This window comes from Sporosarcina sp. 179-K 3D1 HS, from assembly GCF_047228905.1.
Lineage (GTDB): Bacteria > Bacillota > Bacilli > Bacillales_A > Planococcaceae > Sporosarcina.
This window is the reverse complement of the sequence record NZ_JBFEGI010000012.1, coordinates 38,337-58,719: the sequence shown is the minus strand read 5'-3', so window position 1 is coordinate 58,719 and position 20,383 is coordinate 38,337. Positions and strand designations below refer to the sequence as shown.

Annotated in this window: 22 protein-coding genes and 1 riboswitch; of the genes, 20 read left to right on the top strand and 2 right to left on the bottom strand. The window is 45.2% G+C overall.

From position 1 onward, the window contains the following. Window positions 1-66 precede the first annotated feature (66 nt). Window positions 67-180, top strand: a riboswitch (SAM riboswitch). A 115-nt stretch (window positions 181-295) separates the two neighbouring features. The 7 genes from AB1K83_RS14615 (at window position 296) to AB1K83_RS14585 (ending at window position 8,142) form a co-directional block, all read left to right on the top strand. Next, complete coding sequence (locus AB1K83_RS14615) at window positions 296-1,585, top strand: O-acetylhomoserine aminocarboxypropyltransferase/cysteine synthase family protein (RefSeq protein WP_413059016.1); 1,290 nt, start codon at window positions 296-298, stop codon at window positions 1,583-1,585. 382 nt (window positions 1,586-1,967) lie between these two features. After that, window positions 1,968-3,296, top strand: coding sequence for a phenylacetate--CoA ligase family protein (locus AB1K83_RS14610; protein WP_413058950.1), 1,329 nt, complete (start codon window positions 1,968-1,970; stop codon window positions 3,294-3,296). Window positions 3,297-3,327: 31 nt separating this feature from the next. Further along, window positions 3,328-4,206 (top strand): branched-chain amino acid ABC transporter permease, encoded by an 879-nt coding sequence (locus AB1K83_RS14605; RefSeq protein ID WP_413058949.1) that lies wholly within the window; start codon window positions 3,328-3,330, stop codon window positions 4,204-4,206. Beyond that, window positions 4,206-5,237, top strand: coding sequence for a branched-chain amino acid ABC transporter permease (locus tag AB1K83_RS14600; RefSeq protein WP_413058948.1), 1,032 nt, complete (start codon window positions 4,206-4,208; stop codon window positions 5,235-5,237). Before AB1K83_RS14605 ends, AB1K83_RS14600 begins: the two co-directional genes overlap by 1 nt. A gap of 143 nt (window positions 5,238-5,380) precedes the next feature. After that, complete coding sequence (locus tag AB1K83_RS14595; RefSeq protein ID WP_413058947.1) at window positions 5,381-6,172, top strand: ABC transporter ATP-binding protein; 792 nt, start codon at window positions 5,381-5,383, stop codon at window positions 6,170-6,172. Continuing rightward, entirely contained in the window at window positions 6,169-6,909 is a 741-nt protein-coding gene (locus AB1K83_RS14590; protein ID WP_413058946.1) for an ABC transporter ATP-binding protein, read from the top strand. Before AB1K83_RS14595 ends, AB1K83_RS14590 begins: the two co-directional genes overlap by 4 nt. 15 nt (window positions 6,910-6,924) lie before the next feature. Continuing rightward, window positions 6,925-8,142 carry an ABC transporter substrate-binding protein gene (locus AB1K83_RS14585; RefSeq protein WP_413058945.1) on the top strand — a complete coding sequence of 406 codons (1,218 nt, stop codon included), beginning with the start codon at window positions 6,925-6,927 and terminating at the stop codon, window positions 8,140-8,142. A gap of 342 nt (window positions 8,143-8,484) precedes the next feature. On the opposite strand, the gene AB1K83_RS14580 is transcribed toward AB1K83_RS14585, so the two are convergent. Beyond that, on the bottom strand, window positions 8,485-8,934 hold the full coding sequence (locus tag AB1K83_RS14580; protein WP_413058944.1) for a PaaI family thioesterase: 450 nt from the start codon (window positions 8,932-8,934) through the stop codon (window positions 8,485-8,487). 419 nt (window positions 8,935-9,353) lie between these two features. On the opposite strand from AB1K83_RS14580, the gene AB1K83_RS14575 reads away from it, so the two are divergent. The 12 genes from AB1K83_RS14575 to AB1K83_RS14520 all read left to right on the top strand — a co-directional run bounded on the left by AB1K83_RS14575 (window position 9,354) and on the right by AB1K83_RS14520 (window position 19,223). After that, window positions 9,354-10,376: an NAD(P)/FAD-dependent oxidoreductase gene (locus AB1K83_RS14575; protein ID WP_413058943.1), complete on the top strand. Its 1,023-nt coding sequence runs from the start codon at window positions 9,354-9,356 to the stop codon at window positions 10,374-10,376. 34 nt (window positions 10,377-10,410) lie between these two features. Beyond that, window positions 10,411-10,650: a ferredoxin gene (locus AB1K83_RS14570; protein ID WP_413058942.1), complete on the top strand. Its 240-nt coding sequence runs from the start codon at window positions 10,411-10,413 to the stop codon at window positions 10,648-10,650. Between the two features lie 356 nt (window positions 10,651-11,006). After that, the gene (paaA, locus tag AB1K83_RS14565) at window positions 11,007-11,960 is read left to right on the top strand and encodes a 1,2-phenylacetyl-CoA epoxidase subunit PaaA (protein WP_413058941.1); all 954 of its coding nucleotides are present in this window, start codon (window positions 11,007-11,009) and stop codon (window positions 11,958-11,960) included. 27 nt (window positions 11,961-11,987) lie between these two features. Beyond that, window positions 11,988-12,335, top strand: coding sequence for a 1,2-phenylacetyl-CoA epoxidase subunit PaaB (gene paaB / locus AB1K83_RS14560; protein WP_413058940.1), 348 nt, complete (start codon window positions 11,988-11,990; stop codon window positions 12,333-12,335). Next, complete coding sequence (gene paaC / locus AB1K83_RS14555; RefSeq protein ID WP_413058939.1) at window positions 12,332-13,144, top strand: 1,2-phenylacetyl-CoA epoxidase subunit PaaC; 813 nt, start codon at window positions 12,332-12,334, stop codon at window positions 13,142-13,144. The genes paaB and paaC overlap by 4 nt, the downstream gene beginning before the upstream one ends. Before the next feature lie 27 nt (window positions 13,145-13,171). Beyond that, a complete protein-coding gene (gene paaD / locus AB1K83_RS14550; protein ID WP_413058938.1) occupies window positions 13,172-13,672 on the top strand; it encodes a 1,2-phenylacetyl-CoA epoxidase subunit PaaD in 501 nt (166 codons plus the stop codon). A gap of 15 nt (window positions 13,673-13,687) precedes the next feature. Beyond that, the gene (locus AB1K83_RS14545) at window positions 13,688-13,990 is read left to right on the top strand and encodes an EthD family reductase (RefSeq protein WP_413058937.1); all 303 of its coding nucleotides are present in this window, start codon (window positions 13,688-13,690) and stop codon (window positions 13,988-13,990) included. Beyond that, a complete protein-coding gene (locus tag AB1K83_RS14540) occupies window positions 13,990-14,766 on the top strand; it encodes an enoyl-CoA hydratase/isomerase family protein (protein ID WP_413058936.1) in 777 nt (258 codons plus the stop codon). The genes AB1K83_RS14545 and AB1K83_RS14540 overlap by 1 nt, the downstream gene beginning before the upstream one ends. A gap of 15 nt (window positions 14,767-14,781) precedes the next feature. Next, window positions 14,782-15,555: an enoyl-CoA hydratase-related protein gene (locus tag AB1K83_RS14535; RefSeq protein WP_413058935.1), complete on the top strand. Its 774-nt coding sequence runs from the start codon at window positions 14,782-14,784 to the stop codon at window positions 15,553-15,555. A gap of 15 nt (window positions 15,556-15,570) precedes the next feature. After that, window positions 15,571-17,088: an aldehyde dehydrogenase family protein gene (locus tag AB1K83_RS14530; RefSeq protein ID WP_413058934.1), complete on the top strand. Its 1,518-nt coding sequence runs from the start codon at window positions 15,571-15,573 to the stop codon at window positions 17,086-17,088. Between the two features lie 69 nt (window positions 17,089-17,157). Further along, entirely contained in the window at window positions 17,158-18,027 is an 870-nt protein-coding gene (locus AB1K83_RS14525; protein WP_413058933.1) for a 3-hydroxyacyl-CoA dehydrogenase, read from the top strand. Next, on the top strand, window positions 18,024-19,223 hold the full coding sequence (locus tag AB1K83_RS14520; RefSeq protein ID WP_413058932.1) for a thiolase family protein: 1,200 nt from the start codon (window positions 18,024-18,026) through the stop codon (window positions 19,221-19,223). Before AB1K83_RS14525 ends, AB1K83_RS14520 begins: the two co-directional genes overlap by 4 nt. Before the next feature lie 7 nt (window positions 19,224-19,230). On the opposite strand, the gene AB1K83_RS14515 is transcribed toward AB1K83_RS14520, so the two are convergent. Next, window positions 19,231-19,563 carry a hypothetical protein gene (locus AB1K83_RS14515; RefSeq protein ID WP_413058931.1) on the bottom strand — a complete coding sequence of 111 codons (333 nt, stop codon included), beginning with the start codon at window positions 19,561-19,563 and terminating at the stop codon, window positions 19,231-19,233. Between the two features lie 34 nt (window positions 19,564-19,597). On the opposite strand from AB1K83_RS14515, the gene AB1K83_RS14510 reads away from it, so the two are divergent. Continuing rightward, window positions 19,598-20,374 (top strand): enoyl-CoA hydratase-related protein, encoded by a 777-nt coding sequence (locus AB1K83_RS14510; protein ID WP_413058930.1) that lies wholly within the window; start codon window positions 19,598-19,600, stop codon window positions 20,372-20,374. Window positions 20,375-20,383: the final 9 nt, after the last annotated feature.

Genomic DNA, 20,383 nt, shown 5'->3' with positions numbered 1-20,383 from the left:
CCCTTGACAATGAAAGCGGACAACCTCTATACTGTTTCACAAGATGGAAAACTGAAACATACACAACTCTTATCAAGAGCGGCGGAGGGACTAGGCCCTGCGATGCCCGGCAACCGGCAAGGCCAACTTGCAAAGGTGCTACTTCCTACAGATTCGTGCAAACGGTCTGAAAGATAAGGGGAGGAATAGCGAAAGCATACCCTCTTCTTAAGCGAAGGGGGTTTTTGTTCTATTTCTTACCCCTACCGCCTCCGTAATTCCATCTAAACCACTACAATTTTGGAGGTAATCAATGATGTCAAATTTACAACCTGAAACTCTCTTATTACATGGAGGCCAGAAGCCTGATCCTGTTACAGGGTCACGAGCAGTGCCGATCCATCGTACGACTTCTTTTGTATTCCGTGATACGGAACATGCTCAAAATTTATTTGCCCTTCAAGAAGCGGGCAATATTTATACACGTATTACAAATCCGACTGTTTCGGTATTTGAAGAGAGGATTGCCCTTTTGGAAGGCGGCACTGCTGCTGTCGCGCTATCTTCAGGCATGGCGGCCATCGCATTTTCCATTCTGAATATTGCGGGTGCGGGAGATGAAATCGTGGCGGCCGGCAATCTGTATGGCGGTACTTATAATCTATTCGCTGTCACTTTGCCGCGTTATGGCATCCATGTAAAGTTTGTCGATGCGACTGACCCTGAGAACTTCCGTGCTGCCATTACAGAGAAAACAAAAGCGTTGTTTGCGGAAACGATCGGAAATCCAAGCCTCCATGTGCTTGATATTGAAGCGGTCGCAAATGTCGCCCATGAAAATGATATTCCACTCTTAATAGATAATACATTCGCTTCTCCTTATGGTTGTAATCCAATCGAGTTCGGTGCAGATGTTGTCATTCATTCCGCAACGAAATGGATTGGTGGCCATGGCACGACAATTGGCGGTGTAGCGGTAGATGCGGGTAAGTTCGACTGGACAAGAGGAAAATTCCCAGGTTTCACAGAACCGGATGAAACCTACCATGGACTCCGCTACGGTATTGATACGGCAGGCGCCGCATTTGCAACGAAGCTACGTGTCCAGTTACTACGCGACTTCGGACCTTGCCTAGATCCGGACAGTGCATTCAACTTCCTACAAGGGCTGGAGACACTTCATCTACGCGTGACGAGACATAATGAAAATGCACTGAAGGTCGCGAAATTCTTGCAAGAGCATCCGGCCGTCGAATGGGTGACTTACACAGGACTGGAAGATCATCCGTCTTATGAAGCTGCGAAAAAATACTTGAAGCACGGTGAAGGCTCTATTATTGTATTCGGCATCAAAGGCGGCCGTGAAGCAGGCCGAAAAGTCATTGATAACGTGAATATCTGGTCCCATGTAGCCAATGTGGGTGATGCAAAATCACTCATTATACACCCGGCTTCGACAACACACCAGCAACTCAGTGCGGAAGATTTGGAAACTTCCGGTGTAACGGAAGAACTCATCCGCCTCTCCGTTGGATTGGAGTCGGCAGACGATATTATTGCCGATTTGAAACAAGCAATTGAAAATGCTACAGCTGTAAAAGCATAATCCTCATCCTCATCCTAGAAGCGATTTCCCATTCGAAATCGCTTTTTGTTTTCGTTTTATTTACTAGAAAAATACTATTTGAATATACTTCGTATTTTTATAAAACAGATTAAAAGAACTACATACTTGATAAAGTTGCTATAGGGTCGTTTGGACTTATGCTCAATACTAGCAAGCCACTAAACAGGAAAGAGAAAGTTAGAAACTCTTTGAAAGTGCTTTCACTCTATAACTTCCAATAAAGAATTATCTGAAATTGGTATTGACTTTGTCTAAACTATGTATTAATCTAATGTTTATATTACAGACAAAAGCGAATTCGTTTATTATTCGTTATATTTATTGCGACCAAACTACTATGCAATTGGGAGGAAAGGCTATTATGTACAATCCAGAAATTGAATCGGCCTCACGCGCTCAAATGGAAGAGTGGCAGTTGAGCGGTCTAAAGACAACGGTGAAAAATGTGTATGACAATGTGGAGTTCTACAGACAAAAATTTGATGAGCTAGGTGTTAAACCAGAAGACATTCAAACTATAGATGATATTGTAAAACTACCTTTCACTATCAAGAAGGATTTCCGCGATCAGTACCCATACGGGTTATTCGCCGTTCCTATTGAAGAAGTTACACGTATTCACGGCTCTTCCGGGACAAGTGGCAAGCCTACAATAGTCGGCTATACCGAAAAGGATTTGAAAAACTGGGGAATTATTGTGGCGCGAGCTATCGTGGCGGCAGGTGGAAAAAAGTCCGATGTATTCCATAACGCATACGGTTATGGCTTGTTTACAGGCGGATTGGGTCTTCACCAAGGAGCAGACGAGCTAGGTGTGGCAACGGTTCCAATCTCCGGTGGGAATACAGAGCGTCAAATCACGTTGATCAACGACCTGAAACCAAGAGGAATTTGCGGAACACCATCCTATATTTTAAGTATTGTCGAGAAAATGGAAGACATGGGCATTAACCCGCGTGAGACAGAGCTGAAATATGGTATTTTCGGTGCTGAGGCTTGGTCGGAAGAAATGCGTGCAAAACTTGAGGAAAAATTGGATATCAAAGCTGTTGATATTTACGGCTTAAGTGAAATTATGGGACCTGGCGTAGCAGTGGAATGCCATGAAGCACAAGATGGTCTTCATATTGCGGAAGATCACTTCTTTATTGAAATCATCGATCCGGATACACTTCAACCGGTGCCAGATGGTGAAAGTGGAGAGGTCGTCTTTACGAGCCTTCAAAAGGAAGCGTTGCCAGTGATCCGTTACCGTACGGGTGACATTGCTTCCATTACACGTGAAAAATGTAAATGTGGCAGAACGACGACTCGTATGTCACGTGTCAAAGGACGTACGGATGATATGCTCATTGTCCGTGGTGTAAACGTTTTCCCTTCAGAAATGGAAAGAGAACTACTCAAAATTGAAGGACTATTCCCTGTTTATCAAATTCACCGCATTCAAAAAGGGGTTATGGAAGGCATCGAGCTACATGTCGAGTGCGACGCAACTCTATATGCCACGGTAGAGGAAGACCTAAATCATGCGTTGATTGCTGCGTTGAAGAAAAAAATACAACATCAAATGAAATCGACATGCCTCATCTCCGTGGATGTAGTCGTTAATGCACCAAAAACAATTCCGCGCTCTGAAGGAAAGGCCATTCGTTTAGTTGATAAGCGGGAATCTAACCCGATTGGTGTCTAATTAGGACACCTTAGAAAAAGGAGTGTATTAAATGGGGGATCTTCTACAGTTTACGTTGACTGGAGTGACAATAGGCAGCATTTATGCCATTGTCGCTCTCGGCTTCGTAACGATATATAGTGTTACGAAAGTGATTAATCTGGCGCAGGGTGAATTTGTCATGCTGGGCGGATTGACGATGTTCTCCTTGACAACGGCTGGCATTCCTTATTGGCTTGCTTTTTTCATCACTATTTTCTTTGTACTCATTCTCGGTTGGATTATGGAATTCATATTAATTAGACGGGCAAAGGGCGCAGATGCAATCAGTTTGATCATTCTGACAATCGGTGCGTCTATTTTTATTCGCGGGATTGCGAGTGTGGTGTGGGGGAAGGACCAATTACGGGTTGCTCCCTTCACGGAAAACACGCCGATCAATGTCGCAGGAGCGACAATTACTCCTCAAGCGATGTGGGTTGTCTTGATCATGTTGCTAGTTGTATTCCTTCTTTATATTCTAATTGATAAAACAATGGTTGGAAAAGCGTTCCAAGCTTCTTCGGTAAATCCGTTGGCAGCTCGTTTAATGGGTGTCAGTCCGATAAGGATGTCATCGCTTTCATTTACATTAAGTGCCGCGCTTGGTGCATTGGCGGGTCTTGCGATCGCTCCCATCATGTTCCCTGCATATGACATGGGTGCCATGTTGGGTATCAAAGGGTTTTCAGCAGCCATCCTTGGAGGTCTTGGAAGTGCACCTGGAGCTGTAGTCGGTGGCTTGTTGATCGGTTTGTTGGAATCGTTAGGAGCTGGGTATATTAGCTCGGGTATGAAAGACGCAATTACGTTCTCGGCCATCCTATTGATCTTGTTAATCCGTCCAAGCGGAATTCTTGGTGAAAAAAGTGTCGGAAAAGGAGGATTGTAATGAAGCTTCGTGGTGTTCAACAGACCAAATGGTCAGGCGTGCTCATTTTCGCTTTGGCAATCCTCGTCTTCCCGATGGTAGTGAAGCAATCCTTCTATCTGACCCAAGCGACCTTTGCAGGTATCTATGCCATTATCGCGATAGGGCTTGGTCTCTTGATGGGGTACGCTGGACAAATTTCGTTGGGACAAGCCGCTTTTTACGGAATCGGTGCTTATACAACATCGGTACTGACGGCAACGATGGGATGGAGTCCTTGGATCAGTTTGCCTGTCGCTCTATTACTGCCAGCCGTTTTGGCCTTCATCATGGGTTATACGATGTCTCGCTTGAGCGGATATTATCTAGCGATGGCGACTCTTGCCTTGGGGATTATCGTCCATACTTTATTGGTTGAATGGCGCGGGGTAACTAAGGGGGCATCGGGATTCTTCGGGATTCCACAACTTAATTTGTTCGGTACGTCCATTACTCAAGGGGTTCCTTACTATTATCTAGTTTGGTTCTTTGTCTTAGTAGTATTAGTTCTTTCATTAAATATCGTTCATTCGCGAGTAGGTCGCGCGCTCCGTTCGATACATGATAGTGAAATTGCTTCCAGTGCGATGGGTGTGAACACGGGCAAGTACAAGATGCAAATTTTCATTTTAAGTGCGATGTTTGCCGGTCTAGCCGGATGGCTATTTGCTCATATGAGTTATAGTATTTCTCCTGCAGCCTTTACGATTGATGCGTCTATCTTATTCTTGGCAATGGTCGTTCTCGGTGGAAGTGGCAGTGTTTGGGGAGCTTTGATCGGGACCTTGCTTATTAGAGTAGTCGGAATAGTCGTTCACGCACTTGGAGAAAAGTTTCCTTTTATCACAAGTGACTTCGAACATGTCATTTACGGTCTGATTTTGATGCTTGTTGTTATTTTCTTGCCACGTGGTCTATTCCCTACGATTGCTGACTGGTTTGAATCGTTGGCGATTAAACGATCCAGTAAGAAATCAATGATTAAAGTCGCAGCGGCAAAACGAGAATTGTAAATTGATTTTTTAAAATAGAGGAAAGTAGGGGGAGGATTATTCTCCCCTACTCCTCTGCATTGGAAGGTTACTAAAGTCGTGATTAGTAAGTGGCGATTGAAATGATGTCAGAGTGTATTTGATTGAAAGTGAGGCGGTCTTAATTGTTACAAGTGGAATCTATTACAAAAAGATTCGGTGGGGTCGTGGCGAATAGTGATGTGACTTTTTCAGTTCAGGAAGGACAGATTGTCGGACTAATCGGTCCGAATGGTGCTGGGAAAAGTACAATGTTCAATATGATCTCGTCCGTTTTTCCGCCTACGGAAGGAACGATTACTTTCAAGGGACAGCGGATTGAGAAGCTGCCTTCATTCCAGGTTGCACCATTGGGCATTTCACGTACTTTCCAAAACTTGCAGGTCTTCAAAAATATGACGGTCATTGAAAATGTGATGGTTGGTCAGCATATGAAAACAAAAACTGATCTACTCGGAATGGCTTCCATGTTGCTTGGTTTGACGAAAAGGGAACGGAAAGTGTATGACGAAGCGATGAGTTATTTAGAGTTTTTCGGCCTTGAAGACCTCTATGACCAAAAGGCGGCAAGTCTATCTCTTGGGAAGTTGAGGCTTTTGGAATTCGCTAGAGCGTTTGCGACGGAGCCGAAGCTTCTATTGCTCGATGAGATTGCGGCGGGATTGAATCATAAGGAAACATTGGAAATGAGCGAACTGATTAAAAAAGTCCGTGATTCGGGTGTTACCGTCCTCGTCGTAGAGCATGACATGGATTTGGTGATGAGCATCTGTGACAAGCTTGTGGTGCTGGATCAAGGCGTGAAAATTGCCGAAGGGACACCGAAAGAGATACAGGAGAATGAAGCGGTTATCACTGCCTATTTAGGTGCTGATATAGATGAATCTGAAGCTGAAAAGGTGGGGGAGGCGATATGAGCGGCGAAAAATTGATGGAAGTCATTGATCTTTCGGTTAGTTACGGACCCATCCAAGCATTGGACAAGGTATCCCTATCTGTCAACAAAGGGGAGATTGTGGCTCTGTTAGGGGCGAATGGGGCTGGCAAAACCACATTATTGCAAACGATTTCAGGACTCTTGAAGCCAACCGGCGGAAAGGTGATTTATCAAGGCACGGATATTACGGGGATGGAAGCTGAAAAAGTCGTGGAAAAGCACCTAGTGCATGTACCTGAACATCGTCAAGTGTTTTCTACGATGACGGTGTTGGACAATCTGTACCTTGGCGCCTACCATCACCGTAAAAAATCAAAAATGAAGAAAATCGAGCAAAATATCGAGAAAGTTTTTGATTTATTCCCAATTTTGAAAGACAGGAAAGACCAGCTTGGGGGAACGATGTCGGGCGGTCAGCAACAAATGCTTGCTATTGCACGGGGTGTAATGGCTGAACCGGAACTGCTTTTGCTGGATGAGCCCACACTAGGACTCGCTCCGATCATTGCAAAAGACGTGTTAGAACTGGTTCGCGATTTAAGGGATGAATTTGGCACGACGGTTCTGCTGATTGAGCAAAACGTGAACGCTTCCCTAAAAATTGCCGACAGAGGCTATGTCATTTCACATGGCGAGATTGTCAAAAGCGGGAAATCCACTGAATTGTTAAATGATCCTGAAGTTAAAGAAGCGTATCTTGGTCACACAGTACATTAAAATGGGGGATTTTGAATGAAAAAATTGTTATTGCCATTTTTGATGGCTATCCTGACTGCTTTGCTCCTCGCAGCATGTAGTGGAGACGATTCAAGCGCCGGTAAAGAGAAAGAAGAAGGCGGTTCAACAGGCGGCAGCGAAGGCGGCGGAGAAGTTACTGAATACAAAATTGGTGCGATTTATTCCAAAACGGGTCCAAATAGCCCGCTTGGCGAGCCCGAGTGGAATGCAACAAAACTGATTGAAGAAAAAATCAATGCAGATGGCGGCATCAACGGCGTGCCGATCAAAATCATTCTTGCTGATGACGAGTCAAGCCAAGAAAAAGCGACACAAGAAGCCAATCGTCTGATCAATGACGAAAAAGTTCTAGCGATTCTAGGTTCTTCCGGTAGTGGTGAAAGCTTGGCGATGAAAGGGATTGCCATGCAGTTACAAGTACCTATGGTTTCGGCTGCAGCAAGTACACATGTTGTCGAGCCAGTAGAAGAGTCGAAATGGGTATTCAAAACACCTCAATCCGACCGACACGCTGTTGAGCGGGTTTACATTTACTTGAATGAACAAGGCATCAGCAAAGTAGGTACAATTACAGACTCTAACGCATTCGGTTCCAGCGGCCTTGAGCAAATGGAAGCGATGGCAGATGAGTACAAAATTGAGCTTGTTGCAAAAGAAAGCTACAACACACAAGATCCGGACATGAGTGCGCAGTTGACAAAGATCAACGGATCGGGTGCAGAAGCAATCATCGTGTGGGGAACAAATCCTGGACCGGCAGTTATTGCGAAAAACGCGCGTGATCTAGGCGTCAAACTTCCGATCATCGGAAGCCACGGAATTGCCAACCAAAACTTCATCACATTGGCGGAAGCTGCAGCGGAAGGCGTTGTTATCCCGACAGGTAAACTTCTATTCCCGAGCCAGATTCCAGCAGATGATGTTCAATATGATGTCATTTCCGCATTCTACGAAGAGTACACTGCGAAGTATAGCAGCGAACCAACGAACTTCGGTTCTTACGGCTATGATAATATCATGCTTGTGGTCGAAGCGTTGAAGAACGGTGCAACTGATCGTGAATCCATCCGCGATTACTTGGAAACAAATGTTAAAGACTGGGTTGGAACGACAGGCGTATTCAACTTCTCCGATCAAGACCATAACGGTTTGACAGCAGACAGTTTGGTCATGGCAGTTGTCAAAGACGGAAAGTGGACTTTTCTTGAGTAATTCAATCAAGTGAAAAAAGCGAGGCGCTTTAACGAGCGCCTCGTTTTTAATTTGGGGAAAACAGTCGTTTTTTGGAATGGGTATGAGCGCTCGTGAGGGAATATGAGCGTTGAGCAGTAGATATGATCGCTAGCGGGGAATTGTGGGCGTTGGGTAGGGAATATGATCGCATGCGGGAAGATATGAGCGTTGGGCAGGAAATATGATCACTTGCCCGGTTTTATGAGCAGGAGTCCGACTTACGAGTAGATTTACATTCGAATTCTTCTCTCGGACAACCCCTATTATAATAGAAGGAACTTATTTAAAATAAGATACCCCTTGCTGGCAAGGGGCAATAAATTAGTCTTCCACTGGAACAAAATATTCACTTTTCCGGTAGACCATCGCTTGCATTGTGGCGATTAGGTCTTTTCCATTGGTGATTTCGATCGTATACCAAGCGAGACGATGATTGCGCTTGTCTTCACGGGCCGTTGCGGTAATCTTTTCTCCGGCAAGGGCGGCAGACATGAAATTCATTGTCGTGGTTACACCGACAGCAGTTTTTCCGTATGAATTACTTGCCACTGCAAAAACATAATCGGCCAATGAGAATAGGACTGCTCCATGAACGGTATTATGTGCATTGAGCATATCTTTGGTCGGCACTAGCTCGGCAGTCGCCGTTCCGAGGCCAAAGTCAACCAGCTTCATACCCAAATATTGTGCATACGGTTCCTGTTCAAGAACGGTTCGAATTTCCTCATAATGCAGTTCATGTACCTCTGTTTCATCTATCCGTTTTGTCATTTTATACACGTCCTATCTTTTTATAATATGAATCATTGTAAGCGATACCATTTTTTAAAAATAAAACACCCCACTTCCTTATTTTTCAAGCGTATAATACACTACATAAATTGAACGGCCGGGAGGAAAATAGATATATTATACTCTAAAACCGTACCACAAATAATTCCCAAAGTGAATAAGATTCTGTCAATTAATCTAAATCACATAAATAAAGACATTTAATAACTACCCCTTTATAAGGAAGGGAATAAATAAATATGTCAGAGAGTTTTCAGAAACTATTGTTGACAGTAAAGAAAGAATAGTTTAAAATACTTTATATCACAAGAAATGAACGTATCGTTTAAATTGTGTTATACGTGGGTAAATAAAGGATACGATTATAAACCAAAAATTTTGAAAAGAGGGATTCTCTCATGCAGGAAGAACAGATCTTCGATGTAACGGTTATCGGAGGAGGTCCGGTCGGATTATTTACGGCTTTTTACGCTGGGATGCGAAAAATGTCAGTCAACTTGATAGAAAGCCTACCGCAATTGGGCGGACAGCTTTCAGCTCTATACCCTGAGAAATTCATTTACGATATCGCTGGCTTCCCAAAAATCAGTGGGCAAGATCTAATCGATAATCTGGTCGAGCAAATGTCACAATTTGAGCCAACTATCACTCTTGAGCAAGATGTTCAAGAAGTAGAGAAACTGGAAAATGGTGTATTTAAATTAACGACTAATCGTGAAATCCATTATTCTAAGGCAATTATCATTACGGCAGGAAATGGAGCGTTCCAACCTCGTAAACTGGGTCTAGAGGATTCCGAGAAATACGAAGGGAAGAATCTTCATTACTTCATTAAAGATTTGAATTCGTTTGCAGGCAAAAACGTCCACGTTTATGGCGGAGGAGACTCAGCTGTGGACTGGTCGCTCATGCTTGAGCCGATTGCGGAAAAAGTAACATTGATTCACCGCCGCGATAAGTTCCGTGCGCATGAAGCGAGTGTCGAAAACTTGATGAATTCGAAAGTCGAAGTAAAAACTCCTTACGTTCCAGTTGAATTTGTCGGAGAAGACAAAATTGAGAAAGTCGTCCTGGAGAAGGTGAAAGAGGGGCTTAAAGAGGAAGTGGAAGTGGATGATGTCATCGTCAACTATGGGTTCGTCTCATCTCTTGGACCGATTGCCAATTGGGGCCTTGAAATTGAAAAGAACAGCATCGTCGTGAATTCCAAAATGGAGACAAACATCGAAGGGATCTACGCGGCGGGCGATATTTGTACGTATGAAGGAAAAGTTAAATTGATTGCTAGTGGGTTTGGTGAAGCGCCAACAGCGGTAAGCAATGCGAAGGTCTACATTGACCCGACAGCCAAAGTTCAAGCGACTCACAGTACAACGCTTATGGAACAAAAAGAAGACAAAAAAGTGAAAGTCGGACAATAATCCATTTTCCACATAAAAAGGAGGATATGGCCATATGGCTAAATATACAGTTGTAGATCAATCCACTTGTATCGCTTGCGGAGCTTGCGGTGCGAGTGCGCCGGATATTTTCGAATATGACGATGAAGGCTTCGCATTCGTGCATCTTGACAACAACGAAGGGACAGCCGAAGTTGATGAGGATCTTTATGATGATCTGGAGGATGCAGTAGAGGGCTGCCCGACAGATTCTATTAAAGTGGCAGAACATCCGATTGTTTTAGAAGAAGTGTAAGCAAGCAACCATAACTGGAAATTAATAAATAATGCGATTCTTGAAATATGAATTAGGCTTGGGACCCGCCTTTTGAAAAAGAGGCGGGATTCCTATGCTCTTTTTCTCTCCCTATAACCTTTCAGGAAGGGAGAAAAGCATTGGAGAACCTACTAAGTATCTAGGTTTATCTCTATCTGGCGGATTGGAAAGCATTACAGAATATGGGCGGTATATTTGTCAGAATACATTTGCTTTATGCGGTTGTATGTACTATACTAAACTTATATATAACGATATGCAGCTCTGTCGTTTGATTGTTGTTATACCAAGTGAGGGCATATTGAAAACAATCAATATGAAGGAGGAAAAGAAAAATGGTTACATTGACGGCGATGACAGAAGAAGAGAAATTGGAACGCTTTATGGAGCGTCTTGAAGCGGGAGAGAAGATTGAAGCGGATGATTGGATGCCGGATGAGTACCGTAATGCACTCATCAAATTGATTTCCATGCACGGTATCAGCGAAATTATGGGAGCGCTTCCGGAAAAAGAATGGGTTCCAAAAGCACCTTCCCTTTACCGCAAACTCGGCATCATGGCAAAAGTTCAAGATGAGATGGGCCATGGCCAGCTTCTATTACGTGTAGCGGAAGATTTGCTAAAACCTTACGGGAAAACACGTGGCGACCTTATGCAGGATCTTTTCAATGAAGATCTGAAATTCCATAACGTCTTCCATATGGATACGAAAACGTGGGCAGATGCGGGATTAATTGGCTGGCTTGTCGATGGCGCAGCTATTATTACTCAAACGAACATGTTAGGTGCTTCTTACGGACCATACGCAAAAGCATTACAGCGAATCTGTGCAGAAGAAGTTTTCCACGCGCAGCACGGTGAAGCAATCATCATGGCGCTCGCTGAAGGAACAGAAGAGCAAAAGGCGATGATCCAAGATGCGTTAAACCGCTGGTGGCCATCACTTCTCATGTTCTTTGGACCTGCAAGCAAAGAGACGACAGGCAGCTCGAAACAAGACACAATGGTTAAATTTAAAATCCGTATCAATACGAACGAAGAATTACGCCAAAGCTTCCTAGATAAATATGTTCCACGGATCCTGTCTCTTGGTTTGACTATTCCTGACCCGACAATCCGTTTTGACGAAGAGAAAAATGAGTGGATCTATCAACAGCCAGACTGGGCAGAGTTCAAGAAAATTATCAACAACCAAGGGCCAAGATCACAAGCCCGCCTGAACCTGCGACGCTCTTCGTATCAAAATAACGCATGGGTACGCGAAGCGTTAGCCGCGGTAGTAAACTAACAGGACGTTAAGGGAGGAACGATGACTATGTCAGAGAAAACATTTTACCAAGAATTTGAAGTGTTCAGCAAAAGAACGCCGACATCCCATTTTCAACACCAATTCGACTTATTGGCCCCAAATGAAGACATGGCTCTCATGATGGCGCAAGAGAACTTCATGCGCCGGGAGCCAGTAGTAGATATTTGGGTAGTCAATAAAAAGCACGTGCGCACCATGAATCCAGAGGAAAGATTATCACTTCAACGATTAGATAATAAAGATTACCGGACAACGAAAGGGTACGGCTACCTTCGTAAAAAATGGCGTGAGTACGAACAAGGCATGTTAGACGAGAAGGAAATACTGTCATGGGCGGGAGGAAGAAAGAAATGAGTAATACAGAAAAAGTACTGACAGCACAAGAAAATGACGCGTTGAAAGCGCTTCTATTCCAACTGGCTGATGATGATTTCTTATTTTCATATCGTGCATCTGAATGGTTAGGCCTTGCTCCGCATATTGAGGAAGACGTAGCTTCCTCATCTATTACACAGGATACAATGGGGCATGCCGCCATGTTCTATAAATTACTAGAAGACCTTGGCGCAGGCAAAGCGGATGACCTGGCTCACCTACGTCCTGCCGGCGAGAGAAGCAACAGTGTATTGGTGGAGCGTGTGAACGGAGAAGGGTATTACATGGATACACCACAATACGATTGGGCTTATACCGTGGTAAGAAGCTATTTCTACACACAAGCGAAAAAAGTGAAAATCGATTCCTTGCGCTCAAGTTCTTATGAGCCGTTGGCGGAAGTAGCCGTCAAAGCAAATATGGAGCTTTACTACCACTTGATGCACTGGAAACTATGGTTCGAACAATTGTTAAGCTCGACAGAAGAAGCGAAGAAAAGAATGCTGGCTGCCATTGAATTGGTCGTACCGGATTTCGGCGATGTGTTTTCTTATGGTGATCAAAAAGAAAACATCGTAAATGCAGGATTTATTGCATCGGAAGAAGAATTGAAAGCTAACTGGATTGCTGCGCTTACTCCTGTTTTCGAAAAATTGGGTATTGCTCTACCGACAATTCCTGAGAAACCGGAAATGAACGGCCGTAATGGCGAGCATACAAAAGACTTGGAAGATGCTATCGCGACTCTATCCGAAGTCTATCGTTTGGACACTGCGACTGCTTGGTAATTTCAAACTTAGAAAGAGGTGTCCGTAATGGTACTATCTACAAATCCGAAGGTTGAGTCCGTGCTAGAAATTCTCGGAAACGTCAAAGACCCGGAAATTGATACGGTAAGCATTGTGGATCTAGGAATGGTAGAGAAGATCGAAACGGAGAACAAGCACGTAACCGTGATTTTGTTGCCCACATTTTTAGGCTGTCCAGCACTTGAGATCATTCGGGAAAACACTAGAAAAGCTGTTTTAGAACTTCCTGAAGTGGATGAAGTGACCGTAGACTTCATTTACAGTCCGCCATGGACTTCAGACAGGGTTACGGAGCAAGGACGCGCGGGGTTGAAAGAGTTTGGAATTGCTGCCCCGCCACGTCACATCGAAGAAGATGGTTCCTGGCATGTGGATTGCCCTTATTGCGAATCGACGTATGTGACGATGGACAATATTTTCGGCCCGACTGCTTGCAGAAGCATTTTATATTGCAAAAGCTGCAAAACCCCTTTCGAGGCGATGAAACCTGTTTCAACATTAATGTAAAACGGAGGAGAAAAAATGGCTAAACTGATTGCTCTTTACAAACATCCAGAAAACACGGAAGAATTCGACGAACACTATTTCAACGTTCACGGACCGATCACGGCAAAAATTCCGGGATTGCGTGAAATGAAAGTTACAAAATTCACCGGTTCTCCAATGGGTGGAGAAGCTCCCTACTATTTAATGTGCGAAATGATTTACGATGATATGGAATCACTTCAGGCAGGGCTTCGTTCGGACGAAGGAAAAGCTTCCGGTAAAGACTTGATGGGCTTTGCAGGGAAACTAGTAACATTAATGATTGGTGAGGACAGCTAATGAGCGGTTATGAGTTCATAGAGACGTCGATTGACAATATGACTGGTGTCATTGAACTCAACCGGCCGCGTCAATATAATTCATTAAATCGCAAAATGGTAAGTGAAATTTTGAGTGCCATGCAATCATTTGATCGGGATGACGACGTTCGCGTCATCCTGATTGCAGGAAAAGGAAAAGCTTTTTCCGCAGGTGCTGATATCGATGAGATGGCCGAAGCCGATTCCATGAGTCTCGAGCTGTTGAACCAATTCGAAGACTGGGATCGTTTGGCGCTAATTAAAAAGCCTGTCGTCGGTGCGGTGCATGGTTTCGTATTTGGCGGTGGATTTGAATTGGCCCTTTGTTGTGATGTCCTTATCGCGGCACGAGGAACGGAGTTTTCATTCCCGGAAGTGAGCCTTGGGGTCATGCCTGGAGCAGGGGGGACACAACGGTTGACAAAGCTGGTGGGCCGAGCGAAAGCCATCGAATGGTTATGGACGGGAGAACGGATTCCAGCCGAAGAACTGCTGAAATATGGAGCTATCAATCGGATCGTTTCACCGGAGTTGCTGCGGGAAGAAGCTCTGCGATTCACAAACCGGATCGCGAAGATGCCACCGCTTTCCCTTCGGTTGATCAAAGACTCGGTGAATAAGGCCGTTGACTATTCACTATATGAAGGAATGCAATACGAGCGGAAGAACTTCTATTTATTATTTTCTTCAGAAGATCAAAAAGAAGGCATGAACGCTTTCATTGAAAAGAGAAAACCGAATTACAAAGGGAAATGACGGAGGTGCGGCTTCGTGTTTGAAACGATTTCGTATGAAATAAAAGACGGTGTAGCATGGCTCACAATGAACCGGCCGGACAAATTGAACGCATTTATCGCCCAGATGAACCATGAAATCAAAGATGCCATTCGGTCGGCTTCTCAGGACGATACGGTGCGTTGTATTGTTCTGACGGGAGAGGGCCGTGCATTTTGTTCTGGCCAGGATCTTTCGGAAGTGACCGAAGACATGGACTTGGGACAGGTATTGCGGGACCATTACGGACCGATGATTTTGCAAATCGAAAAATGCGAAAAACCGATTATCGCTGCGATTAACGGGGTGGCAGCAGGAGCTGGATTCAGTCTCGCACTTGCTTGCGATTTCCGTCTGATTTCTGAGCGTGCCAGTTTAGTGAATGCCTTCATTCATGTCGGTTTGATTCCAGACTCGGGGAATTTGTATTATCTAACACGTTTGGTTGGACCAGCGAAAGCGACAGAACTTTCGGTTCTTGGAGAGAAAGTGACGGCCGACCAAGCTGTTGAATGGGGTCTGGCCAACCGTAAGATTGCCGAGGAAGCTTGGGAAGAAGAAGTTACTGCTTTTGCAGCACGCATTGCAACGCTGCCAACGAAAGCAATTGGCTTAATTAAACGCGGTCTGAAAGATGCTGAGACGCTTCCATTCGAAACGTTCTTGGAAAGGGAAGCGGAAGGTCAACGAATTGCAGGGCTGACGGAAGATCATCGTGAAGGTGTCACGGCATTTTTGGAAAAACGGAAACCTGTATATAAAGGAAAATAAGAGGAGGAACTTTTCATGACAAAGACACAAGAAACAGCAGTTGAAACTCAATCCATGAAACGTGATTTTTACAAGCTTTTCATCAACGGAGAGCAAGTGGAAGCTAGCGACGGCGGACGTACGAAAGTCGTCAACCCGGCTACTGGGGAAGTGATCGCGGAAGTTGCGAAAGCGACGAAAGAGGATGCACAACGCGCTGTAGAAGCAGCAAGAGCAGCATTTGACAACGGAAAATGGAAACGTACTCCTACAGGACGCCGCGCACGCGTATTGAACAAAATCGCAGCAATCATGCGCAGCCGCTTCAATGAACTCGTAGAACTGGAAGTTTTAAATACAGGTAAATCGATCGGTGCGGCACAAGGACAAATCAACCAAGCGATAGAAGACTTCGAATTCTACGCAGGTGCAATCGTTGGCCACCGCGGTTCTGTCAATAACGTTCCTGGCCAATTCCACAACTACACGGAAAAAGAGCCGGTTGGCGTTTGTGCCCAAATCATCCCTTGGAACTATCCATTGATGATGGCTGCTTGGAAAGTGGCACCGGCAATCGCAGCAGGATGTTCTGTAATCATCAAACCAGCATCTCTGACTCCATTGACAGCAATCATCCTAGGTGAGATTTGTCATGAAGCAGGCGTTCCGGAAGGTGTCGTTAACATCGTCCCTGGATCTGGTTCTGAAATCGGGAACTTCCTTGTAGAACATGAGCTAGTGAATAAAGTGGCATTCACAGGTTCTACACCAATCGGTAAAGATATCATGGCGCGTGCTTCCAGCACATTGAAACGCGTCACACTAGAGCTTGGCGGAAAATCTCCGAACCTCGTTTTCGAAGACGCGGATATCGATGCAGCTGTAGACGGCTCCATTTACGGTATCTTCAATAACACTGGACAATCTTGTGAAGCAAGATCACGTCTGTACATCCACGAAAGCGTCTATGATGAGTTCATGGAGAAATTCATCGAAAAAACAAATCGAATCGTCCTAGCCGATCCGATGAGCCCAGAGACACATGTTGGTTCGTTGATCGACCAAAGTCAATTGGATACAGTGAAATACTATGTTCAGTCTGCGATCGATGAAGGTGCTGAAATCCTTGCTGGTGGAAAGCAACTTCATCCGGAAGGCTTTGAAAATGGCTTCTGGTATGCGCCAACTATCATCGGCAACGTGACACAAGACATGAAAGTCGTTCGCGAGGAAATCTTCGGACCAGTTGTCGTCGTTTCGAAATTCTCCGATGAGAAAGAAGCGATCAAATTGGCGAACGACACGGAATTCGGTCTTGGCTCTGCCATCTGGTCGAAAGACGGGGCAAGATGCACACGCGTGGCGAATCAGATCGAGGCGGGCATTGTCATGGTTAACTGCCCATTCTCCGCGTTCCCTGGCACGCCTTTCGGCGGATATAAACAATCCGGTTTCGGACGCGAACTAGCCATTGAAACACTTGACCTATATTCAGAAACAAAGAGCATCATGTCATATTATGGAGCACGTCCACTAAATCCGTTCGGACTATAATGGGCGATAAGGAACAGGGACCGATTGGTCACCTGTTCCTTGCTCATTCAACACATAGGGGGAAAACTGATGATCAAGAATATTGTAGTTGTCGGATCCGGCGTCATGGGAAGAGGTATCGCTTACGTCGGCGCAACAGGCGGTTACTCCGTCACGATGGTTGATATCAATCAAGATGCTTTGCAAAATGCCGAAAAGGAAATCGGTCTGATTTTTGACAAAGGATTAGAACGCGGCAAGATTACAACTGAAGCGGCAAACCAAGCCCGTGAAAATCTCCACTATGCAACGGATCTGGCTGAAGCTGCCAAAACAGCGGATCTTGTCATTGAAGCAGTTCCTGAAATTGCGGATATTAAAAAGGCTGTATTTGAAACAATTGAAGCGAATGCTCCGGCACATTGCTATTTTGCAACAAACACATCCACGATGAGCCCGACGGAAATTGCATCTTATGCGAAACGCCCGGAAATGACGATTGCGATGCATTTCTTCAATCCTGTACATAGAATGCCGTTAGTCGAAATCGTCCGTGGATTAGAGACAAGCGATGAAACTGCTGAAGTGATTAAGCAAGTCGCGATTCAAATGGGTAAAGAGACAGTTGTCATTAATGAGTTCCCAGGATTCGTCACGAGCCGAATCAGTGCGCTTGTTGGAAATGAAGCGTTTTACATGCTGCAAGAAGGACTCGGAACTCCAGAAGAAATCGATAAGGCAATTAAATTAGGTCTGAATTATCCGATGGGACCTTTTGAGCTTGTTGACTTGGTCGGCTTGGATGCGCGTCTGAATAACTTGAGATATATGCACGAAAAACTGGGTGAAAAATATCGCCCTGCACCACTGTTGGAGCAATATGTCAAAGCGGGTCGCCTAGGCCGGAAAAGTGGCAAAGGGGTCTATGATTACACACAAAAGGAGAAGGGTGACAAATGAGAGAAGTCGTTATCGTAGATGCTGTCCGTACACCGTTCGGCAGATATAAAGGCGCATTGAAATCCATAAGGCCGGATGATTTGGGCGCTGTCGTCATTAAAGCATTGTTAGATCGTAACCCGAATCTCCCGCCGGAACAAATCGAAGAAGTCGTTTTTGGAAATGCCAATCAGGCTGGAGAAGATAACCGGAACGTTGCCAGAATGTCGGCGTTGCTAGCTGGACTTCCAATCGAAGTCGGCGGAACGACAGTCAATCGCTTATGCGGGTCGGGCCTAGATGCTGTTATGTATGCTGCCCGGGCCATTATGGCGAATGAAGGGGATATTTTCATCGCAGGTGGAACGGAGAGCATGACGCGCGCGCCGTTTGTCATGGGGAAACCGGAAACTGATTTTCCACGCGGCGATATGAAAATGTTCGATACGACTATCGGCTGGCGCTTCACGAACAAAAAATTGGAAGCGATGTACGGATCTGACACGATGCCGAAGACGGCTGAGAACGTGGCGGAGCGTTTCAATATTACTCGGGAAGAACAGGATGCATTCGCTTTAGAAAGCCAACGCCGTGCGAAAAAAGCGATGGAAGAAAATGCGTTCAAAGATGAAATCGTACCGGTCGTCTATAAAGATCGTAAAGGAAATGAAATCGTCGTGGACACGGACGAACATCCACGTCCAGACACGAGCTTGGAAACATTGAGCAAACTCCGTCCTATTTTCGAAGGCGGCACGGTGACAGCCGGCAACGCTTCGGGAGTGAACGACGGCGCTGCAGCTCTACTCGTCATGAGTGCGGACAAAGCAAAAGAACTCGGTTTGAAACCGTTAGCGAAATACGTAGTCGGCGCTACAGCGGGACTGGAGCCTGCTGTCATGGGCCTAGGTCCGATCTATGCCTCCCAGAAAGCAATGCAACGCGCCGGGTTGACAGTGGATGACATCGGCCTAGTGGAACTGAACGAAGCCTTCGCTTCCCAATCATTGGAGTGCATTCGTCAATTGGAATTGGATACGGAGAAAGTCAATGTGAACGGCGGGGCTATCGCATTCGGACACCCACTTGGTGCAAGTGGCGCCCGTATTTTAACAACCCTGATTTATGAAATGAATAAACGGGATACGAAATATGGTTTGGCGACAATGTGTATTGGTGTCGGTCAAGGTATTGCTACGATTGTTGAGAAAGTGTAAGAATAATCTAATTCAAAAGAAGACCTATGAGTAAGAGCAACACTAGTTGATTGGAGTGGAAGGCGGCGACTCCTGCGAAGGTCGTTACGAAGAACGGCCTTTGCGCCAAAAAAGCGTAGCGTTTGGCGGCAGGATGCCTAAATTTCTGCAAAGTGCGCAGAAATACGGCAAATCGAACCCTTCGCTGTTCGATTGGCTGAGGCAACGCCCGCGGAAAGCGTCCGCCTGCTCCTGTCGCTGCGCTTTCGTCGCAAATGAAATTTGGAGCGGAAATCAACGGTGGGTAATCTGCATACTGATGTAGAATAAGATAAATTATTTCATTGAAGGGCTTTTCCAATGAAAAGCCCTTCTTTCTAATAAGGAGTGGAAACATGGAACCTGTTCTGTTTGAAAAAAAAGATAATATCGCTTATGTCACGATCAATCGGGAAGAAGCGCTAAATTGCTTTAACTATGAAACGCTTCAAAAACTGCAAGAGGTGACCGATTCCATCGCCATCGATCCGGAAGTGCGAGTCGTCATTTTCACTGGCGCCGGAGAAAAGGCTTTTAGTGCAGGTGCAGACCTGAAAGAACGGAAAACCTTGAACGAGACAGAAGTGAGACGAAATGTAAAAGCAATCCGTGATGTCTTCAACAGCATTGCTGAATTGCCGCAACCGACAATCGCAGCTGTCAATGGGTATGCCCTCGGCGGCGGTTTTGAATTGATGGTGGCGTGTGACTTCCCGATTGCAGTAAAAGAGGCAACGCTAGGATTGACGGAAACAAGCTGGGCAATTATCCCGGGAGCTGGCGGCACTCAACGTTTACCGCGTCTAATCGGTGAGATGAAAGCGAAAGAATTGATTTTTACCGCAAAACGACTCACTGCAGACGAAGCCTACGAACTCGGCCTTCTCTTACAAGTGGTAGAGAAGGAAAATCTGCTCTCCAGCTGCGAGGAGCTCGCTAAAAATATTTTGAAAAATGGACCGGTTGCCATTAAACAGGCTAAATACGCGATTAACGAAGGAATGAATACGGACTTACGGACGGGCTTGGCGATTGAGTCAAAAGCATATGAATTGACCATTCCGACAGAAGACCGGATGGAAGCTCTTCACGCCTTCAGCGAAAAGAGGAAGCCTGTGTTTACGGGTAGATAATCTTGTCTA